At 70.7% G+C, this 17864-nt stretch carries 22 protein-coding genes; 14 read left to right on the forward strand and 8 right to left on the reverse strand.

Features of this window, described 5'->3' with window-relative positions:
* The 5 genes from ACILRB_RS03655 to dapB form a co-directional block, all read left to right on the forward strand.
* The coding region (locus tag ACILRB_RS03655; protein WP_395664931.1) for a quinoprotein relay system zinc metallohydrolase 1 at positions 1-941 on the forward strand (941 nt) is incomplete at its 5' end.
* Positions 942-979: 38 nt separating this feature from the next.
* Positions 980-1681, forward strand: a complete 702-nt coding sequence (locus tag ACILRB_RS03660) for a pentapeptide repeat-containing protein (RefSeq protein ID WP_395664932.1) — start codon at positions 980-982, stop codon at positions 1679-1681.
* Positions 1678-2091 (forward strand): hypothetical protein, encoded by a 414-nt coding sequence (locus ACILRB_RS03665; protein ID WP_395664933.1) that lies wholly within the window; start codon positions 1678-1680, stop codon positions 2089-2091. Before ACILRB_RS03660 ends, ACILRB_RS03665 begins: the two co-directional genes overlap by 4 nt.
* Positions 2092-2153: 62 nt before the next feature.
* On the forward strand, positions 2154-2465 hold the full coding sequence (locus ACILRB_RS03670) for a hypothetical protein (RefSeq protein WP_395664934.1): 312 nt from the start codon (positions 2154-2156) through the stop codon (positions 2463-2465).
* A 124-nt stretch (positions 2466-2589) separates the two neighbouring features.
* Positions 2590-3399, forward strand: coding sequence for a 4-hydroxy-tetrahydrodipicolinate reductase (gene dapB, locus ACILRB_RS03675; RefSeq protein ID WP_395664935.1), 810 nt, complete (start codon positions 2590-2592; stop codon positions 3397-3399).
* Between the two features lie 224 nt (positions 3400-3623).
* On the opposite strand, the gene ACILRB_RS03680 is transcribed toward dapB, so the two are convergent.
* Positions 3624-3848, reverse strand: coding sequence for a hypothetical protein (locus tag ACILRB_RS03680; RefSeq protein WP_395664936.1), 225 nt, complete (start codon positions 3846-3848; stop codon positions 3624-3626).
* A 339-nt stretch (positions 3849-4187) separates the two neighbouring features.
* On the opposite strand from ACILRB_RS03680, the gene ACILRB_RS03685 reads away from it, so the two are divergent.
* Positions 4188-5390, forward strand: a complete 1203-nt coding sequence (locus tag ACILRB_RS03685) for a pyridoxal phosphate-dependent aminotransferase (protein ID WP_395664937.1) — start codon at positions 4188-4190, stop codon at positions 5388-5390.
* A gap of 74 nt (positions 5391-5464) precedes the next feature.
* Complete coding sequence (locus tag ACILRB_RS03690; RefSeq protein ID WP_395664938.1) at positions 5465-5866, forward strand: DUF2237 family protein; 402 nt, start codon at positions 5465-5467, stop codon at positions 5864-5866.
* A 12-nt stretch (positions 5867-5878) separates the two neighbouring features.
* Here the strand turns inward: ACILRB_RS03690 and ACILRB_RS03695 are convergent, their stop codons facing one another.
* Complete coding sequence (locus tag ACILRB_RS03695; RefSeq protein WP_395664939.1) at positions 5879-6379, reverse strand: hypothetical protein; 501 nt, start codon at positions 6377-6379, stop codon at positions 5879-5881.
* 298 nt (positions 6380-6677) lie between these two features.
* On the opposite strand from ACILRB_RS03695, the gene ACILRB_RS03700 reads away from it, so the two are divergent.
* From ACILRB_RS03700 to ACILRB_RS03710, 3 genes are all read left to right on the forward strand, one after another.
* Positions 6678-7259 (forward strand): YqaA family protein, encoded by a 582-nt coding sequence (locus ACILRB_RS03700; RefSeq protein WP_395664940.1) that lies wholly within the window; start codon positions 6678-6680, stop codon positions 7257-7259.
* Positions 7260-7429: 170 nt separating this feature from the next.
* Positions 7430-7954 (forward strand): disulfide bond formation protein B, encoded by a 525-nt coding sequence (locus ACILRB_RS03705; RefSeq protein ID WP_395664941.1) that lies wholly within the window; start codon positions 7430-7432, stop codon positions 7952-7954.
* A 62-nt stretch (positions 7955-8016) separates the two neighbouring features.
* Positions 8017-9045 carry a hypothetical protein gene (locus ACILRB_RS03710; protein WP_395664942.1) on the forward strand — a complete coding sequence of 343 codons (1029 nt, stop codon included), beginning with the start codon at positions 8017-8019 and terminating at the stop codon, positions 9043-9045.
* Positions 9046-9115: 70 nt separating this feature from the next.
* Here ACILRB_RS03710 and rlmN read toward each other — a convergent pair whose 3' ends face one another.
* Positions 9116-10348 (reverse strand): 23S rRNA (adenine(2503)-C(2))-methyltransferase RlmN, encoded by a 1233-nt coding sequence (rlmN, locus tag ACILRB_RS03715; protein WP_395664943.1) that lies wholly within the window; start codon positions 10346-10348, stop codon positions 9116-9118.
* Positions 10349-10444: 96 nt separating this feature from the next.
* On the opposite strand from rlmN, the gene ACILRB_RS03720 reads away from it, so the two are divergent.
* On the forward strand, positions 10445-11233 hold the full coding sequence (locus ACILRB_RS03720; protein ID WP_395664944.1) for an SIMPL domain-containing protein: 789 nt from the start codon (positions 10445-10447) through the stop codon (positions 11231-11233).
* Here the strand turns inward: ACILRB_RS03720 and ACILRB_RS03725 are convergent.
* Positions 11230-12105, reverse strand: a complete 876-nt coding sequence (locus ACILRB_RS03725) for a methyltransferase domain-containing protein (protein WP_395664945.1) — start codon at positions 12103-12105, stop codon at positions 11230-11232. The two genes, ACILRB_RS03720 and ACILRB_RS03725, sit on opposite strands and share 4 nt — an antisense overlap.
* 210 nt (positions 12106-12315) lie before the next feature.
* On the opposite strand from ACILRB_RS03725, the gene ACILRB_RS03730 reads away from it, so the two are divergent.
* Positions 12316-13020, forward strand: coding sequence for a CoA transferase subunit A (locus ACILRB_RS03730; protein ID WP_395664946.1), 705 nt, complete (start codon positions 12316-12318; stop codon positions 13018-13020).
* A 48-nt stretch (positions 13021-13068) separates the two neighbouring features.
* Entirely contained in the window at positions 13069-13731 is a 663-nt protein-coding gene (locus ACILRB_RS03735; protein WP_395664947.1) for a 3-oxoacid CoA-transferase subunit B, read from the forward strand.
* Between the two features lie 14 nt (positions 13732-13745).
* Here the strand turns inward: ACILRB_RS03735 and ACILRB_RS03740 are convergent, their stop codons facing one another.
* The 4 genes from ACILRB_RS03740 to ACILRB_RS03755 form a co-directional block, all read right to left on the reverse strand.
* Entirely contained in the window at positions 13746-14609 is an 864-nt protein-coding gene (locus ACILRB_RS03740; protein ID WP_395664948.1) for a ComF family protein, read from the reverse strand.
* Positions 14606-15442: an aminotransferase class IV gene (locus tag ACILRB_RS03745; protein WP_395664949.1), complete on the reverse strand. Its 837-nt coding sequence runs from the start codon at positions 15440-15442 to the stop codon at positions 14606-14608. The genes ACILRB_RS03740 and ACILRB_RS03745 overlap by 4 nt, the downstream gene beginning before the upstream one ends.
* Positions 15443-15537: 95 nt before the next feature.
* The gene (locus tag ACILRB_RS03750; RefSeq protein ID WP_395664950.1) at positions 15538-16284 is read right to left on the reverse strand and encodes a TetR/AcrR family transcriptional regulator; all 747 of its coding nucleotides are present in this window, start codon (positions 16282-16284) and stop codon (positions 15538-15540) included.
* Between the two features lie 167 nt (positions 16285-16451).
* On the reverse strand, positions 16452-16748 hold the full coding sequence (locus tag ACILRB_RS03755) for a hypothetical protein (RefSeq protein WP_395664951.1): 297 nt from the start codon (positions 16746-16748) through the stop codon (positions 16452-16454).
* 325 nt (positions 16749-17073) lie between these two features.
* On the opposite strand from ACILRB_RS03755, the gene fabI reads away from it, so the two are divergent.
* Positions 17074-17832 carry an enoyl-ACP reductase FabI gene (fabI, locus tag ACILRB_RS03760; RefSeq protein WP_395664975.1) on the forward strand — a complete coding sequence of 253 codons (759 nt, stop codon included), beginning with the start codon at positions 17074-17076 and terminating at the stop codon, positions 17830-17832.
* Positions 17833-17864 lie beyond the last annotated feature (32 nt).

Below are 17864 nucleotides of genomic sequence, written 5' to 3' on the forward strand. Positions count from 1 at the left end.
CCGGCGCCTGCGCTTTCGCCGGCGCGGCGGCGGCGCCGTTTCTTCCCGCCGTCCCCGAGGCGCGCGCGGCCGAGCGCGTCTACGGTCTGCGCCCGACCCCGGTCGCCGAAGGCGTCTGGGTGGTCTATGGCGCCAATGAGCCGATCACGCCGGCGAACGGCGGCGCCATCGCCAACGTCGCCATCATCGACACCAGGGAGGGCGCCGTCGTCGTCGACGCCGGCCCGTCGCATCGCTACGGCGTCGAGCTCGCCGCCCTCGTCGAGACGCTGACCGGCAAGCCGGCGGCGCGGGTCTACATAACGCACATCCATTCCGACCACCTGTTCGGCGCCTCGGCCTTCGACATGAGCGTCCTGCGCGTCGGCGCGGGCCTGCCCGAGGACCTCAAGCGGCGCGGCGACGACATCGCGGCCGGAATGTACCGCCTCGTCGGCGACTGGATGCGCGGCACGGTCGTGCCGGCGCCCTATCTCGTCGCCGCCGACGGCGTCGAGGAGGTCGGCGGGCGCAGATTCCGCCGCCTCGCCCTGTCGGGCCACACGGCGCTCGACCTCTGTCTCTATGAGGAGACGTCCGGGCTGCTCTTTGCCGGCGACCTCGTCTTCCTCGACCGCGCCGCGACGACGCCGGACGCCGACCTTCCGCGCTGGCGCCTCTCGCTCGACACGCTCGAAGACGTGCCGCACAGGCTTCTCATCCCGGGCCATGGGCCGGTCGAGCCGGGCGCGCGCGGATTCGAGCAGACCCGCCGCTGGCTCGACCTCGTCGAAACGACGGTCGCGGACCGCTTCGACGAGGGCCTCGACGTCCTTGAAATGATCGAGACGCCGCTGCCCGACTGGACGCGGCCGATCGCCGTCGCGCGCTATGAATTCCAGCGCTCGGTCATGCACCTGCTGCCGGGCGTCGAGGAAAGCCGCCTGCCGCTTCTCGCCTGACCCGTCAAGATTTCAGCATCGTCGCAAAAGGACCGCCAATGAATCGATCCCCGCCGTTGGCGGCGCTTGTGCGCCGCCTTCTCCTCGCCGCCGCGGCGTCCGCGCCGGTCTCGGCCCACGCCTTCGAGGTGATCGAAAACCACGTCGAGCGCCCCGACCCGTGGGTCGTCAACGAATGCCGGGTCGAGGCCAGGGCGCAATGCGCCGCCGCCGACCTGCGCTTCGCCGATCTGCGCGGCGCCAATCTCAACGGCGCCGACCTCAAGGGCGCGAAGCTCGCGCGCGCCGACCTGCGCTACGCCGACCTGCGCGGCGCCGACCTTTCTGGGGCCGACCTCAGCGGCGCGCAGCTTCAATTCGTCTTCATGCAGGGCGCGAAGGCGCCGGGCGCGCTGTTCGTCGGCGCCAATCTCGACCATGCGCGGCTCGGCGGCGCCAATCTCAGCGGCGGCGACTTCACCGTCGCCAATATGGAGATGGCCCAGGCGCGGCGCGCGAATTTTCGCGGCGCGAAATTCGTCAACACCGACATGCAGGAGGCGAAGCTCGGCGAATCCGACCTGACCGGCGCCATGATGGACGGGCCGCAGATCCGCTACGCCGTCTTCGAGAACGCCTGGATGCAGGATTGCCAGGGCTGCCCGCACGACTGGCAGACGGACAAGCCGATCTGGGAGACCTATCCCGCCGCCGCGCAGAAAGACTTCGAGGCGGCCCACCCCCATCCGCGCCCGCAGTGAGGCGACGTCGTCCGGCGGCGCTGCTCGCGGCGGCGTTTCTTGCGGCGGCGCTCGCGCCCGCCAGGCGCGCCGGCGCCGCGACGCAGGACGCCGACGTCGAGACGCTGCGCGGCGCGTTCAGGGCCTGTCGCGCCATGGCCGACGCCGCGCCTCGCCTCGCCTGCTACGACGCCCTGCAGGCGCGCCTCGAACGGCCGACCTTCCAGGGCCGCCTCTCCGAGACGACGAAGCCGTTCGTGGTCTCGAGCCCCATCGTCATCCGCTACCAGAGCGACGGGCCGATCTTCGTCATGTATCTCAAGGACGAGAAAGGCGCCGTCGTGCAGAACCTGCATCTTGGCGGCGGCGGCGAGGCGAGCTTTCCGCTCGCCACGCCGGGAATCTATACGCTCGACGTCACCGGCGCCTAAAGCTGGCGGATCTGGATCGAGCCGGCGCCGGCCTCGTCTGCGCGGCGCGCCGCGCCCGCGCCGTGAGGCGGCGCGCGCTTCTCGCCGGCGGCCTGCTCGCGGTTTCTTGCGGCCTGCTTGCCGTCTCCGTCGCCCGCGCCGAGATTCACGACTATCAGATTTTGCGCCTGCTGAGCTACCGCACCGACTGCCAGCCGCTGCGCGTCGAGGCGCGCCCCGCAGCAGGCGGGACGCGCCGTTTCTTCGTCGCCTGCGACAATGAAGTGTCGTACCCGGACGGCGCGGAGGTCGTCTGCGACGATCGCGACGACGAAAACGCCTGCCGCGTGGTGACGGCGCCGGCGCGCTTCGACGCGCTGCGCCTGATGCGCTGAGCAGGCGCGACGGGCGCGGGCGGTTTCGGGAGTTGAAGAGCGGGGAGCGGCCGCGCTAGACTGGCCGCCCGCCGATTTCAAATCCCGCCATGATGACTCCCATGCCTTTCGGAAATTTCGCCCGATGACGCCCATGCGCCTCGTGGTCGCCGGCGCGGCCGGCCGCATGGGCCGGGCGCTCGTGCGCGTCGTCGCCGAAACGCAGGCGGCGCGCCTCGTCGCCGCCCTCACGCGGGAGGGCTCGCCCCTGCTCGGGCAGGACGCCGGCGCGCTCGCCGGCTGCGGCGCGCTTGGCGTTTTGCTCACGAGCGACCCGCTCAGGGCGATCGTCGACGCCGACGCCATTCTCGACTTCACCACCCCGGCCCTGACCCTGTCGCTCGCGACGCTCGCGGCCCAGGCCCGCGTCGTCCATGTGATCGGCACGACGGGTTTTGCGCCCGGGGATCTCGCCCGGCTCTCCGCCGCGGCGCGCCACGCGGTCGTCGTCCGCTCGGGCAACATGAGCCTCGGGGTCAATCTTCTTGCGGCGCTGGTCGAGCAGGCGGCGAGGGCGCTCGGCCCCGAGTTCGACGTCGAGATCGTCGAGATGCATCATCGCCTGAAGGTCGACGCGCCGTCCGGCACGGCGCTGCTGCTTGGCGAAGCTGCGGCAAAAGGCCGCGGAATCGACCTCGCCGGCCATGCCGTGCGCATGCGCGACGGCCATACGGGCGTGCGGCCGGAAGGCGCCATCGGCTTCGCCACGTTGCGCGGCGGCACGGTGGTCGGCGAGCACAGCGTGATCTTCGCCGGAACGGGCGAACGCCTCGTTCTCTCGCATGCGGCGGAGGATCGCGCCATTTTTGCGCGCGGCGCCGTCAAGGCGGCTTTGTGGGGGCGGGGCCGCAAGGCCGGGCTTTATACCATGCGCGACGTGCTGGGGCTTGGCTGAGCTGACCCTGGCCGGAGCGGGCGGCGACCGGCGCCGCTTGCGCCCGCGGCGGCTAAGCAGTATAAAAAATTGTATGGCATGTTGAAGGCTCAGGCCGCGCCCCTTAGGGGTCGGCGACGCAAAAAGACCGCGCTCCGGAAGGAGCGCGGTCTCTCAAGCGAGCTTCCCGGGGGCCTCTAGGAAGTTCGTATTACAGTTTGACGACAGCGCCCCCCGCTGTCCAGTCAAGATTGGGCGAGCCGCGCGATCGCCGGCTGCGGCGCGGCGGAAAGATCGCCGCGCGGGGCGGCGCCGAAGCCCGCCGTCGCCACCAGGGCGAGCGCGGCGCAGGCGAGCGTGAGCACCAGCAGCAGCGACACCTGAAGCTGCCGGCGCGCCGACTCCAGATCATAGCTGCGCACGAAGCCGAGATCGCCGGCGCCCGGATCGAAACGTTCCGCCAATGCCATGGTCCTGCTCCAGCGCCGCGCCGCTTCCGCCAAATTCTTCACGTCCGCCCGTCCATCTTCCTGGCGCAGGCGGCGCGCCCTTCATGTGCGCGCCCACACCGGCCGTCATCGACGTTCATTTCCGGCCACGGACGTAAACAAGCATTTGACGCGCCAACGCCGCCGTTTGGAAAAAGGTTTCAGAGTTAACGGTTTGGGCGCGTTTGTGGCCGCGCCGCCTGAAGCGGGCGCGCGCCGCGGGGCCGCGCCATGGGCGCGCCATGGGATTGCGCCATGGGATTGCGCCGGCGCGCGGCGACGCTTAAAGCGGGCCTGACCCGAAAAGACGCCGGAGCCGCCATGCCTTTCGTCGCCGACGCGCTGCTGCGCGTGAAGCCGTCCGCCACCATCGCGGTCACGCAGAAGGCGCGCGACCTCAAAAACGCCGGGCGCGAGATCATCTCGCTGTCGGTCGGCGAGCCGGATTTCGACACGCCCGACAATGTGAAGGACGCGGCGATCGCCGCGATCCGCCGCGGCGACACCAAATATACGCCGGTCGCCGGCGTCGCGCCGCTGCGCGAGGCGATCGCCGCGAAGTTCGCGCGCGAGAACGGGCTCGACTACAGGCCGTCCGAGACCATCGTCGGGACGGGCGGCAAGCATATCCTGTTCAACGCCTTCCTCGCCACGATCAATCCGGGCGACGAGGTGGTGATTCCGGCGCCCTATTGGGTGAGCTATCCCGACATGGTCCTGATCGCCGGCGGCAGGCCGGTGACGGTCGAGACGCGGCTCGAGGACGGCTTCAAGCTGCGCCCCGAAGCGCTTGAGCGGGCGATCACGCCGAAAACCAAATGGGTGCTGCTCAATTCGCCGTCGAACCCTTCGGGCGCGGCCTATGGCCATGACGAGCTGAAGGCGCTGACCGACGTCGTGCTGCGCCATGAGCATGTCTGGATCCTGACCGACGACATTTACGAACATCTCGTCTATGGCGACTTTTCCTTCGCGACGCCGGCGCAGGTCGAGCCGCGCCTGCGCCGGCGCACGCTGACCATGAACGGCGTCTCGAAATCCTACGCCATGACCGGCTGGCGCATCGGCTACGCCGCCGGCCCGGCCGAGCTCATAAAGGCGATGGAGACGCTGCAGGGCCAGCAGACCTCCGGCGCCTGCTCGATCGCGCAATGGGCCGCGGTCGAGGCGCTGAACGGGCCGCAGGATTTCATCAACGAGCGGCGCAGGATTTTCGAGACGCGGCGCGACCTCGTGGTCTCCATGCTCAACCAGGCGAACCATCTGCGCTGTCCGACGCCCGAGGGGGCGTTCTACGTCTATCCGTCCTGCGCCGGGGCGATCGGCCGGAAGACGCCGGGCGGCCAGACGATCGCGACCGACGAGGATTTCGTCTCGGCCCTGCTTGAGGCCGAGGGCGTCGCCGTGGTGCAGGGCTCGGCCTTCGGGCTCGGCCCCAATTTCCGCGTCTCCTATGCGACGTCGACCGCGCTGCTCGAAGACGCCTGCGCCAGGATCCAGAGGTTTTGCGCCAGCCTCGCCTGAGCGGCGACGCTGGCGTCGTCCTTGCTTTTCCCTTTCCGCGCGGCGTGACGGGCGGACGGCGAACGGAGGCTGGCATGTTGAGAGACGACACGGGCGGGGGCGGACGGCGCCCTTCGCGCAATGTTCTGGGCGGGCCGCTCGCCTCATGCTCGGACGATCCGCTGACGGGCTTCTTCCGCAACGGCTGCTGCGACACGGCGGCCGAGGATCTTGGCAGCCACACGGTCTGCGTCGTCGCGAGCGAGGCGTTTCTGGCCTTCTCGAAGGCGGCCGGCAACGACCTCGCCACGCCGCTGCCCGAATATGGCTTTCCCGGCGTCCGGCCCGGCGACCGCTGGTGCCTGTGCGCGCCGCGCTGGGCCGAGGCGCTCGCCGCCGGCGCGGCGCCCCGCGTCGTGCTCATGGCAACGCATGAGGGCGCGCTGGAGCACTGCCGGCTTGAGGATCTGAAGCGCCACGCCGTCGACCTGTCGTGACGGCCGGGCCGTTCAGAAAAAAGCCAGCACGTCCCGCGTGAACAGCTCCTCGACCTCGCAGATCGCGCCGGCCGGCCCGATGACCAGCGCCTGATGGCGCAGCACGCCCCAGGGCGGGGCGGGGCAGGCGGCGTCGAACAGGAGCGTCGAGGCGATGGTCCGGCGTGCGGGCGCAAGCCGGGCCGCGGCGCGCCCGAACGGCGTCGCGCCGTCGGCGAGCGCGGCCAGAACCTGCGCGTCGAGCCGGCCCGGCACATACCAGTTGCGCGCCTCGCACAGGACGCGCTCGCCATGCACGAGACGCACGGCGCGGAAGACGACGGGCTCGCGCGCGCCGACGCAAAGGCGCGCGCGCTGCGCCGGCGTCGCCTCGGCCGCCGCCGCTGCGGCGGCGCGCGCGAAAATCGGCCCGCCGCAGCGGCGCTCGAGCAGGGCGGTGGCGCTGTCGGCCGCGGCGAGGGCGGCGCTGACGCGCCGCGCCCTGGCGAAGGCGTCGTCCCCCGCAAGGCGCAAGCCGCCGCTGTCGTGATCTTCGCCCCGCGTCAAACCCGTCCTCTCGCCCCAGCCTGTCGCCCCGTCGCGGCCCGCACCTTAGACGAAAGCGGGCGGTCCGCGCCATCGCCCGCCCCGCGCCGTCGCCTTGCGCCGCGCGCAGGCCGCGCCCGCGGGCGGCGGATAATGCGGCCGGTGGACATTGCGCTGCGAAAAAGGCTAAACCTGCGCCGCCTTGAAGAAAAGGCGCATCCTCCGACAGCCGCGGCCGCGACGGCGCAAGGCCAGATGGCGCGGCGCTTCCCCGGCTCGCCGAACGATGTTCAAAAAGCTCTATCAATGGACGCTTTCGCTCGCCGAAAGCCGCCATGCGCCGACCGCGCTGTTTTTCATCGCCTTCGCGGAAAGCTCCTTCTTTCCGGTTCCGCCCGACGCCATTCTGGTGCCGATGTCGATCGCCCGCCCGGCGCGGGCCTGGACCTATGCGCTGATCTGCACCGTCGGCTCGGTGCTCGGCGCGCTGCTCGGCTACGCCATCGGCGCGCTGCTTTACGAGACGGTCGGCAAATGGCTGATCGACCTTTACCATTACGGGCCGCGCGTCGACGATCTGCGCGCGCTCTATGAGCGCTGGGGCTGGGCGGTCATTCTGGTCAAGGGCTTCACGCCCATCCCGTTCAAGCTCGTGACCATCGTGTCGGGGCTGCTCGGCTATAATCTGCCGCTGTTCGTGCTGTTGTGCATGATCACGCGCGGGGCGCGCTTCTTCGCGCTGGCGCTGCTGCTCAAATATTACGGCGAGCCGATCAAGAAGCTGCTCGACAAATATTTCGGCTGGTTCCTGCTGATCCTCGCCGCCGCCGTCGTGCTGGGCTTCTGGCTCGCCGGAAAATCCTTCTAGGCGTTTTCAGGAAAAGTTGCCGACTTTCACGTTAAGAAAATGCGCAAAAACAAAAAGTTAGAGCGCGTTCGCGACGTGCCGAAGTTCGACTGCGCTCTGGGCGACCTTTGGCCGGACAAAACCGTTCGGCCGGACGAAAATCGCTCCGGATTCAAGGTGTAAGGCGCGCCATGCCCCGTTTGTTCGACCAGACCCGGACTGCCGCCCTCATTCTCGCCGTCGCCGCCGCGACCCTCGGCGGGGCGTGGATCTTCCAGGCGCTGGGCCATGCGCCGTGCGAGCTCTGCCTCAAGCAGCGCATCCCCTATTATGCCGGCGTCCCGCTCGCGGCGCTCGCGCTCGCCCTTGCGCGTGCGGGCCTGGGGGGCGCGGCGCAGGCCGCGCTCGCGGCGCTCGCCCTGCTGTTTGCGGGGAGCGCCGTCTTCGGCGCCTATCACGCCGGCGTCGAATGGGGGGTCTGGCCCGGCCCGTCCGACTGCGCCGGGCCGATCGGCCGCATCGGCTCGACAAACGATTTGTTGAGACAGCTTCAGGCCGTGAAGGTCGTGCGCTGCGACGAAGTGACGCTGCGCGTCTTCGGCCTGTCGCTCGCCGTCTGGAACGCGCTGATTTCCCTGTCGCTCGCCGTCGTGGCGGGGCTGGGCGCGACGCGGCCCGCGCAAGGCGCGCGTTCAAGTCTAGGCCATTTGCGCTAGCGCCTTTTCCTCTCAGGCAAACTCGGGCATTTTAAAGAAAAACATGGTCTGGAGGACGCCCGATGGATTCATTTGCGACGCTCAGCGCCGTTCAACTTGACCGTTTCGCCGCTTTTCCTGAAAAATTCGCCGACAATCCTTTTCGGGCCGTCGCGCTCGGCGCGCTGCAACGCCGCAACGCCGCGCTCGACGCGATCTTCTATGACGTCGCCGCGGTGACCGAAGATGAAATTCCAAACCTCGCCTTCTGGCTCGCGCGCGAAGGCGCCATCCTCGTCGCGCCGCCGACCGGATCAGGGCTGATCCGGGTGTTTCTGAGCGTCGAGGAGTTTTTCGCCGCGCAGGAGAAAGTGGGCGCGCTCGCGGTCGCGGGCGTCGGCAGCTCCGCGCTCGGCGCCGCGGCCTTCGCGCGCAACGTCGCCGACGCGATCGGCGAGCCGGCCGCCGCGGTGGTTTCGGGCTATGGCCTCGCCGACGTGCTGACCGAAGCCTTCGGCGGCTTCTTCTGGTTCGGCGGCCTCAACAGCCTGCGTCACCTGTTCGAGCCGCTCGACGCGCTGACCAAGCGCCTGTCCCGCACGGAGCAGACCCTTGAGGCGGGCGCGGCCTTCGCGCGCACCAGCAAGGACACCGAGACGCTGATCGCGCTGCTCGGCGACGAGCGCTTCGCGACCGATCTGCTCGTCGGCCATTCCAAGGGCAATCTCGTGATCTCGGAGGCGCTTTACGCGCTTGCGGCCGAGAACCCGCTGCGCACCGCGCGGCTCGCCTCGCAGCTTCGCATCGTCACCTTCAGCGCCAAGATCGGCATGCCGGCGCCCTATCAGAACGTGATCGACGTGATGGGCTCGCTCGACTGGTTCGGCGCGCTCAATTCGCGCCCCGACATCAAGGCCGACGTCGTCGTGCAGGGCGCCTGGCACAGCGCCAACCCGTCCTTTCCGCTCGGCATGGGGATCAAGGTCGCCGAGACCCTGCGCGCGGCGCTCGACCGTTTCGGGACGCGGCCGACGGCCCACTCGAACGTCAGGCTCGCCGCCGCCCTCGACGCGCCGCAGGTCCTGACGGCGGCGCTGCGCGCGGCGGAATAGGGGGCGGGCCGCGGCCCGCCGTTTTCGCCCGCTCCCTTACCCGCCAAAAGCTCAGTCGCCTGCGAAAAACTCAGTCTTCGAGCGCGGCGAGGCGCGCCCGGGCGCGCAGCTTCTCGGTCTCGCTCTTGAGCTGGCCGCAGGCGGCGAGGATGTCGCGTCCGCGCGGGGTCCGCACCGGGCTTGCGTAGCCCGCGCTGAACACGATGTCGGAGAAGGCCGAGATGGTCTTCTCGTCGGAACATTCGTAAGGAGAGCCGGGCCAGGGGTTGAACGGGATGAGGTTGATCTTGGCCGGCAGGCCTTTCAGCAGCCGCACCAGCTCGCGCGCCTCGGCCGGCGAATCGTTGATCCCCTTCAGCATCACATATTCAAAGGTGACGCGCCGCGCGTTGGAGGCGCCGGGATAGGCGCGGCAGGCGGCGATGAGCTCGGCGATCGGATATTTCTTGTTGAGCGGCACCAGCCGGTCGCGCAGTTCGTCGCGCACGGCGTGCAGCGAAATCGCCAGCATGGCGCCGGACCGCGCGCCAAGCTCCCCAAGCCGCGGCGCGACGCCGGCGCTCGACACGGTGACGCGCCGGCGCGACAGCGACAGCCCGTCGCCGTCCGACATCACGCCGATCGCCTCGACCACGGCGTCGAGATTGTAGAGCGGCTCGCCCATGCCCATGAACACGACGTTCGACACGAAGCGCGAGCCTTCGCCCGGAACCTTGCCGTCGGCGGGCGGCGCGCGGCCCGGAAAATCGCCGAGGCGGTCGCGCGCGACGAGAAGCTGGCCGACGATCTCGGCCGTCGTCAGGTTGCGCACGAATTTCTGCGTGCCGGTGTGGCAGAAGGAACAGGTCAGCGTGCAGCCGACCTGGCTCGACACGCACAGCGTGCCGCGGTCGTGCTCGGGGATATAGACGCATTCGACCTCGGCGCTGCGGCCGTCGACCGGCGGCAGGCGGATCAGCCATTTGCGCGTGCCGTCGACCGAAAGCTGCTCGCTGACCGCCTGCGGCCGCGCCAGCGAAAAACGCTCGCCGAGCGCGCCGCGCAGCCCCTTGCCGACGTTCAGCATGTCGTCGAACGAGGCGGCGCCGCGCTGGTAGATCCAGCCCCAGAGCTGCGCCACGCGCATGCGGATCTCGCGCTCGGGCGTTCCGAGCGCGCGCAGCGCGTCGGCGAGCTCGGCGCGCGTCGCGCCGGCGAGGCTCGGCTTCGCCGCGCCGGTCGCGACGGACGCCGGAGCCGCCGCGAGATCGGGCGTTTCCGCGCCCGGAACCGGGGCGGCCTGTTCACGTTTCAGCAAGGTCATGCGGCCGCATAGCACAAAGCGGCGAATTTCTCTATTGTCGTGAAGCGTCTTCCTTTATTCGTCACCGCGATCCCGCATCGCACAAAGGACGCGCCCTTGCCCCCATCCGCCCGCCCGCGCACGCCAGGCCCCCGCTCCCCGGCGCAGCCCACGCGCCTGACGCGCGCCGCGACCCTCCCGCTCGCCGCCGCCATCGGCCTTTGCGCCGGGCAAGCCGACGCGCAGGAGCCCGCCGCCCTCCCTTCGATCACCGTGGTCGGGGAGGCGCGCGCCGAAGTGCCGCCTGACGTCGCCGTGCTGAGCTTCGCGGTCTCGACCGAGAAGAAGACCGCGGTCGACGCGGCGGAGGCCAACGCCCGGGCGACGCAGGCGGTGATCGCCGAGGTCAGGGCCGAAGGCGTCGAGCCGCGCGACATCCGCACGCTCGGGGTCACGCTCATTCCGCTCTATGACGACGAGCGCGACCCCGCCGGGCGGCTCGTCAGGCGCACGGCGCGCGGCTATGAGGCGCGCAACGAGATCAGCGTGCGCCTGCGCCAGCTCGACCGCGTCGGCGCGCTGGCGCGGCGCTGGATCGAATCGGGCGCGAACCGGTTCGACGGCGTCTATTTCGACGTCGAGAACAAGGAGGCGGCGCTCGACGCGCTGCGCGGCGAGGCGATGCGCGACGCCGAGCGCAAGGCCGACGCCTATATCAAGGGCTTCAAGGTCAAGCTCGGCCGCATCCTGTCCATTGCGCCGCGCGGCGCCGGGCCGCGTCCGGTCGCCATGGCCATGGCCCGCGCCGACAAGGCCGGCGGGGCCGGGACGGCGATCCCGATCGAGCCCGGCGTCGAGACGCTGAGCGTCGAGGTCGAGGCGCGCTGGGAGCTGCTGCCCGATTAAGCGCCGGGGTCGTCGGACGGGCGCGCGCCCTTCAGCGCGTCGGCGAGCCGCATTTGCGCCGAGCCGGGGCGCAGCGGCTTCTGCTGGCTCTCATGCGGGGCCCAGCCCGAGACATAAATCAGCTCGAAGGTCGCGCGCAGCCGCCCGTCGGAATCCGAGAATCTTTCAGCGTAAATCTCGGCCGCGCGCAAGAACAGGGCGCGCCGCGTCGGCGTCCTGAGCCGCGCGGACAGCGTGTTGGCCGCGCCCATGGCGCGCAGGTCGGCCGTCAGCCGGAACATGTCGCCATAGCGCACGACGGTCGTCTCGGCGTCGGCGACGGGCAGGGCGAACCCCGCCCGCTGCAACAGCCCGCCCATGTCGCGCACGTCGGCGAAGGGGAAGACGCGCGGGCTCGCCCCGCCCGAAATCTCGGCCTCGGCGGCGGCGAGCGCGGCGCGCAGCTCATGCAGGCTGCGCCCGCCGACGAGGCAGCCGAGGAACAGCCCGTCGGGCCGCAGCGCGCGGCGCGCCTGCGCGAGCGCGCCCGGCAGGTCATGAACCCCCTGCAGCGCCAGCGCGCTGACCGCGAGGTCGAAGCTTTCGGGCGCAAAGGGCTGCGCCTCCTCGTCGCCCACAAGGTTGAGCGTCCCGCCGCGCGCGGTCTCGCGCAGAGGCGCCATGCGCGCGAAAACGCGCCCGCCGAGGCTCTCGGCGAGCAGCGGCGTCGGCGTGCCGAGGTCGAGCGCGGCGCAAAAGGCGCGATTGACGAGGGAGAGCCGGTCGCAGATCCCCTCGACGGCGAGACGCAGCAGAAAATCCTCGAAACCCGGGGCGAGCGCCCGCGCGAGGCGGCGGCGCCCGAGGGCGCGGTCAAAGAGGGGATCGGTCATTTTGGTCTCGCGCAGGTCTCGTGTCCGGTTCGTCGGCGCGTCTCGCCGCAACGCCAAAACCCGCTGGAACAGCCCTGCGGGCTTGACTATAGTGGCGCGGGCGCCGCGTCAAAAAGTCCCGGCCCGCCCCCGTTCGCGCCGCGCCGCACGCGTGGCGCGAGCGCGCCCAGATCCGCGCCAGCCGCGCCCCAAGGAGAGACGGACGCCCGCATGAACAAGGTTTTCCCGGACGCCAACGCGGCGCTGGCCGGCCTCGTCAAGGACGGCATCACGGTGATGTGCGGAGGCTTCGGCCTCTGCGGCATTCCGAGCGCGCTCATCCACGCCCTGCGCGACACGGGCGCCACGGGCTTCACCGTGGTCTCGAACAACGCCGGCGTCGACGGCGCAGGTCTCGGCCTGCTGCTCGAGACCCGCCAGATCAAAAAGATGGTCTCGTCCTATGTCGGCGAGAACAAGCTGTTCGAGAAACTCTATCTCTCGGGCGAGCTCGAGCTCGAGTTCAATCCGCAGGGCACGCTCGCCGAGCGCATCCGGGCGGGCGGGGCGGGGATCCCGGCCTTCTTCACCAAGACCGGCGTCGGCACGGTGATCGCCGACGGCAAGGAGATCCGCGAGTTCGACGGCCACGCCTATGTCATGGAGCGCGGCATCGTCGCCGACCTCTCGCTGGTCCACGCCTGGAAGGGCGACGCCGAGGGCAATCTCGTCTTCCGCAAGACCGCGCGCAATTTCAATCCGATGATGGCGACGGCCGGCAGGGTCACGGTCGCCCAGGTCGAGCACCTCGTGCCGGCGGGCGAGATCGACCCCGACGAGATCCACACGCCCGGCATCTTCGTGCAGCGCGTCGTGCATACGCCGAACGTCGAGAAGATGATCGAGAAGCGGACGACGCGGCCGCGCGCGGCCTAGCGCCTGCGGGCGCGCCTGACCCATCAGAGTTCCAAGGAGCGAAGACACATGGCCTGGACCAGGGACGAAATGGCGGCCGAGGCGGCCAAGGAGCTGCGCGACGGCTTTTACGTCAATCTCGGCATCGGCATCCCGACGCTCGTCGCCAATTTCATTCCGCCCGGCATGAACGTGCAGCTCCAGAGCGAGAACGGCATGCTCGGCATGGGGCCCTTCCCCTATGAGGGCGAAGAAGACGCCGACCTCATCAACGCCGGCAAGCAGACCATCACCGAGCTGCCGACGACGAGCTTCTTCTCCTCGGCCGACAGCTTCGGCATGATCCGCGGCGGCCATATCGACCTCGCCATCCTGGGCGCCATGGAGGTCACCGAAAAGGGCGACCTCGCCAACTGGATGATTCCCGGCAAGATGGTCAAGGGCATGGGCGGCGCGATGGACCTCGTCGCCGGCGTCAAGCGCGTCGTCGTGGTCATGGAGCATGTCGCCAAGGGCCAGTCGAAGCTGCTCCACGCCTGCACCCTGCCGCTCACCGGCTCGGCCGTGGTCGACCGCGTCATCACCGACCTCGCCGTGTTCGACATCGACAAGGACGGCGGGACGGGCATGACGCTGGCGCGTCTCGCCCCCGGCGTCACGGTCGACGAGATCAAGGCCAAGACCGAGGCGAATTTCACCGTCTCGCCGACGCTCGAGGCGCAGGCCGCCTGAACGGGCCCGGCCCGTCAGCCCACCCGGGCGAAGGTCAGCACGTCGACCCGCGCGGCTCCCGCGCGCAGCAGCGCGCGGGCGGCGGCGTTGGCCGTCGCCCCCGACGTCAGCACGTCGTCGATCAGCACGACGTTGCGCCCCTCGATCCGCGCCGCCTGCGCCTCCTCCACCCTGAACGCGCCCTGGAGATTGAGCGCGCGCTGCGTCCGCGTGAGGCGCACCTGCGTCTTCGTCGCCTTGACGCGCGCGAGGCCGAAGGGGTCGACCGGGATTCCGCTTTCGGCCGAGACGGCTTCGGCCAGCGCCATCGCCTGATTGTAGCGCCGCCCGAACAGGCGCCAGCGGTGCAGCGGCACGGGGACAAGGACGTCGGCGTCGGCGAGCAGCTCGGCGCCGGCGCGCGCCATCCACGCGCCCATCGGCCGGGCGATCTCCAGACGGTCGTAATATTTCAGCCGGTGCACGAGCAGCCGCGCCGGCCCGTCGTCGAATTCGACCGCAGCGCGCGCCCGCGCGAAAACCGGCGGATGGGCGACGGCCTCGGGCGACAGCAGCCCCTCGCCGAGATCGACCGCGAAGGGCGCGCCGAGGCGCTCGCAATAGGGGCGCTCGATGAAGCGCGTCTTGGTCCAGCAGGAGGGGCAGAGCGCCGACCGGCTCGCGACCGCGGCGCGGCAGGCGATGCAGCAGGGCGGAAAGACGAGGTCGAAGGCTTCGGCGCGCAGCGCGGCGAAGGCCGGCCTGAGGCGGCGCGCCGTCTCGCCCGCCCGCGCGGCGAGGGCGGCGAGAACGGCGCTCTGGCGCTCCGGCGCGGCGGCGCGCTCCGGCCCGGGCGGCGTTTCGGCCTCGAAGGGAAGGCGCTCGTCGGGCGCGCTCATAACGGCGCGCCGCATTCGGCCTCGACGAGGCGGCGCGACAGCGCCTGAAGCGCGTCGAGCGTCGCGCGCCCCCGCTCGGGCAGGCGCGTCCCGCCCACGGCGTCGATCGGCGCGACAAGGCGCAGGCTGTTGGTCATGAAGGCGGCGTCGGCGCGCAAAAGCTCGTCGAGGCCGAAGGAGCGCGCGCGCGGGACGAGGCCGAGGGCCGGCGCCTGTTCAAGCACAAGCGCGCGCATGATCCCGGGCAGCACGCCGTCGTCGAGCGGCGGCGTCGCCAGCTCGTCGCCGAACAGGGCGAAGACATTGCCCACGCCGGCGCAGGCGACGCGCCCGGCGCCGTTGAGGAACAGCGCGTCGTCGAAGCCCGCGGCCGCGGCCTCGCGCATCGCGAGAATGGCGTCGAGATAGGAGAGCGCCTTGACGCGGGAGGCGGGCGAGGTCTCGTTGCGGCGGATCGGGGCGAGGTGCAGACGCAGGCGCGGGAAGGGCGCGGCGGCATAGGGCGTGAGCGCGCCGAACACGACAGGTTTTTGCGCGCCCAGAGGGTTGAGCCCGCGCAGCCCCGCGCCGCGCGTGACGGTCACCCGCAGACTATGGCGCGCGCCATGAGCCTCGAGCGCGTCCATGCAGGCGCGCGCGCGCGCGATCGGCGCGTCGATCCCGAGCAGGGCGAGGCCGTCTTCGAGGCGCGCGAGATGAGCCTCCTTGCGGAACACGCGGCCGTTCAGCGCGAGCGCGGTGTCGAACAGGCCGTCGCCGAGGGTGAGGCCGCGGTCGGCGAGGTCGAACGGGGCGCGGGAGGCGTCGAGCGTCGCGCCGTCGATCCAGTACATGACCCGAGGCCTTTGCGCGCTGCGCCGGGCGCATGACGCCCGTCAGCAAGATGTCGGGACGAAACCCGCGCCTGGCTCCCGCCGCGGAGCGGACTCTAGTTTTTTGCGGCGCGGGCGCGCCGCGGCGCGGCCTTCGGGGGCGTTGGCGCGGCCTTTGGCGCGGTCTTCGCGGGCGTTGGCGCGGCTTTTGGCGCGGCCTTTGCGGGCGTTGGCGCGGCCTTTGCGGACGCGATCTTCGCGGGCGCCGGCGCGGCCGCAGGGACGGCGGCGAGCCCGGCGAAGCTGCGCGCGGCGTCGCGCCCCTGTGCGAGAATGCGGTCGGACAGGGCCTTGTCGGTGACGACGCGGGCAAGCTGCAGCACGCCCGACATCTGCCCGTAAAGCCCATAGGCGAGGGCGAGGCGGTCCTCGGCGGAGCCCTTTTCGGGCAGACCCGAGGCGACGCGCGCGGCGAGGCGGCCGAAATCTTTGGCGAAGGCGGTCCGCGTCGCGCGCGGGCGGCGCGACAGCTCCGGCGCAAGCGCCGCGAGCGCGCATCCCGAGCCCGGCTTGTCGCGATGCGACGGCGACAGATACTGGTCGATGAAGGCGCCAAGATCGAGCGGCGCGCCCTCGGCGCCGTCATAGACGCGCCCGCCGGCGAGGGCCGCGAGCAGGGCCTCCTTGACCAGCGCCTCCTTGGAGGCGAAATGCGCGTAGAAGCCGCCATGGGTCAGGCCGGCGTCGGCCATCAGCGAGGCGACGCCGACGCCGTCGACGCCTTGGGCGCGGAACCGTTGCGCGGCGATCTCGACGACGCGGCGATGGGTCTCGGCCTTGTGGCCCTTTTCATATCTCGCCATCGATGGGACCTTGCGCAGTTCGTTCCCGGCGCGACGCGCGCGCGACGCCGCGGGGCCGCTCCGAATCATGCCGCCCAGATAGGATGATCATGATAATTGAAGACGGCGGCCGTCGCAACGCCGCGCGCCGCGCGGCCAGGCCGGAGCGGACCAGCCGGAGCGGCCGCCTAGCCGGCTCCGCCGTCATTGGCGCTGTTGAGCTCCTCGAGCTCGATCGTCGCGTCGTCGCCGAGCGCGCTCTTGCGCCTCACGCCGGGACGACCGTCGCCGAGCAGTTCGACGCCGGCGGCCTCGATCGCGGCGGCGACCGCCTCGACCTGCGGCGCGGGCGCGTCGATCTGGCCGGGGCCCGCCTCCATGGCCGCGATGGCGGCCTCCGCGACGCCGCTCTCCCTGGAAAGATCGGCGAGGGAAAAGCCGAGAAGAGCGCGGGCCGCCGCGAGCTGTCGTCCGGTGCTGAGCATGGGATCTCCGGAATTTCTGGAAACGGCCGGGGCGGCGCGCCCCGGCCCCGCTCGAGTCAACGCGCGAGCGGGCGTTTTGGACGGCGCGGCCGGCGCGGAATTTAATCGCCCTCCGGTGTTGCGTTGCAGCGAAACCCTGGTCTAAGCATGGATCTGCGCCGCGAGTTTGTCATGAACCCCTGCTAAACCGCGCGGTGAATTCGGCCGGCGCGCCTCAGTCAAGGCCGGGCCGCCCGCGGCCGGCCGCCCGGAGAACGCCGTGACAAAACTGACCGAAAGCGACGCTTTTCCCCAGATCTGGGCGCCCGACACACGGGTCGGCGACATGTTGCGCGGCCGCAAGGGCCTCGTCGTCGGCGTCGCCAACGCCGACAGCATCGCCTATGGCTGCGCCGCGAGCCTCAAGGCGCTGGGCGCGAGCCTCGCCGTCACCTATCTCAACGAAAAGGCCGAGCGCTTCGTGCGCCCGCTCGCCGAAGGGCTCGACGCCGAGCTGATCCTGCCGCTCGACGTCGAGAAGCCGGGCGAGATGGAGGCCGCGTTCGAGGCGATCCGCAAAAGCTGGGGCCGGCTCGATTTCGTCATTCATTCCATCGCCTTCGCGCCGCGCGACGACCTTCATGGAAGAGTGATCGACTGCTCGCTCCAGGGCTTTCAGCAGGCCATGGCGGTGTCGTGCCATTCGTTCCTGACCATGGCCCGCCTCGCCGAGCCGCTGATGACCGAGGGCGGCGCGCTGCTGACCATGAGCTATTACGGCGCCGACAAGGTGGTCAATAATTACAACATGATGGGCCCGGTCAAGGCGGCGCTCGAGGCGAGCGTGCGCTACGCCGCGGCCGAACTCGGCCAAAAGGGGATCCGCGTCTTCGCCGTCTCGCCCGGCCCGCTCAAGACGCGCGCGGCGAGCGGCATCGCGGCCTTCGACGAGCTGATCGACGCCGCCGTCGAGCGCGCGCCGAGCCATCGCCTCGTCGACATCGCGGAAGTCGGGCGCACGGTCGCCTTCCTCGTCAGCGGCGCGGCCTCGGGCATGACCGGGGCCACGATCTATGTCGACGCGGGGCTCAGCATCGTCGCCTGAGGCGGCGCGAAAGCGAGATCCGCGCCGCGACG

The organism is Methylocella sp., from assembly GCF_044226135.1.
Lineage (GTDB): Bacteria > Pseudomonadota > Alphaproteobacteria > Rhizobiales > Beijerinckiaceae > Methylocapsa.

Coding starts and splice junctions, on each gene's coding strand:
- ACILRB_RS03685 (WP_395664937.1), top strand. CDS start 4,188: ATGCCTTTCGTCGCCGACGCGCTGCTGCGCGTGAAGCCGTCCGCCACC.
- ACILRB_RS03755 (WP_395664951.1), bottom strand. CDS start 16,748: ATGCTCAGCACCGGACGACAGCTCGCGGCGGCCCGCGCTCTTCTCGGC.
- ACILRB_RS03730 (WP_395664946.1), top strand. CDS start 12,316: ATGAACAAGGTTTTCCCGGACGCCAACGCGGCGCTGGCCGGCCTCGTC.
- ACILRB_RS03710 (WP_395664942.1), top strand. CDS start 8,017: ATGGATTCATTTGCGACGCTCAGCGCCGTTCAACTTGACCGTTTCGCC.
- ACILRB_RS03745 (WP_395664949.1), bottom strand. CDS start 15,442: ATGTACTGGATCGACGGCGCGACGCTCGACGCCTCCCGCGCCCCGTTC.
- ACILRB_RS03725 (WP_395664945.1), bottom strand. CDS start 12,105: ATGACCGATCCCCTCTTTGACCGCGCCCTCGGGCGCCGCCGCCTCGCG.
- ACILRB_RS03740 (WP_395664948.1), bottom strand. CDS start 14,609: ATGAGCGCGCCCGACGAGCGCCTTCCCTTCGAGGCCGAAACGCCGCCC.
- ACILRB_RS03700 (WP_395664940.1), top strand. CDS start 6,678: ATGTTCAAAAAGCTCTATCAATGGACGCTTTCGCTCGCCGAAAGCCGC.
- ACILRB_RS03680 (WP_395664936.1), bottom strand. CDS start 3,848: ATGGCATTGGCGGAACGTTTCGATCCGGGCGCCGGCGATCTCGGCTTC.
- ACILRB_RS03750 (WP_395664950.1), bottom strand. CDS start 16,284: ATGGCGAGATATGAAAAGGGCCACAAGGCCGAGACCCATCGCCGCGTC.
- ACILRB_RS03735 (WP_395664947.1), top strand. CDS start 13,069: ATGGCCTGGACCAGGGACGAAATGGCGGCCGAGGCGGCCAAGGAGCTG.
- ACILRB_RS03705 (WP_395664941.1), top strand. CDS start 7,430: ATGCCCCGTTTGTTCGACCAGACCCGGACTGCCGCCCTCATTCTCGCC.
- ACILRB_RS03660 (WP_395664932.1), top strand. CDS start 980: ATGAATCGATCCCCGCCGTTGGCGGCGCTTGTGCGCCGCCTTCTCCTC.
- fabI (WP_395664975.1), top strand. CDS start 17,074: ATGTTGCGCGGCCGCAAGGGCCTCGTCGTCGGCGTCGCCAACGCCGAC.
- rlmN (WP_395664943.1), bottom strand. CDS start 10,348: ATGACCTTGCTGAAACGTGAACAGGCCGCCCCGGTTCCGGGCGCGGAA.
- dapB (WP_395664935.1), top strand. CDS start 2,590: ATGACGCCCATGCGCCTCGTGGTCGCCGGCGCGGCCGGCCGCATGGGC.
- ACILRB_RS03690 (WP_395664938.1), top strand. CDS start 5,465: ATGTTGAGAGACGACACGGGCGGGGGCGGACGGCGCCCTTCGCGCAAT.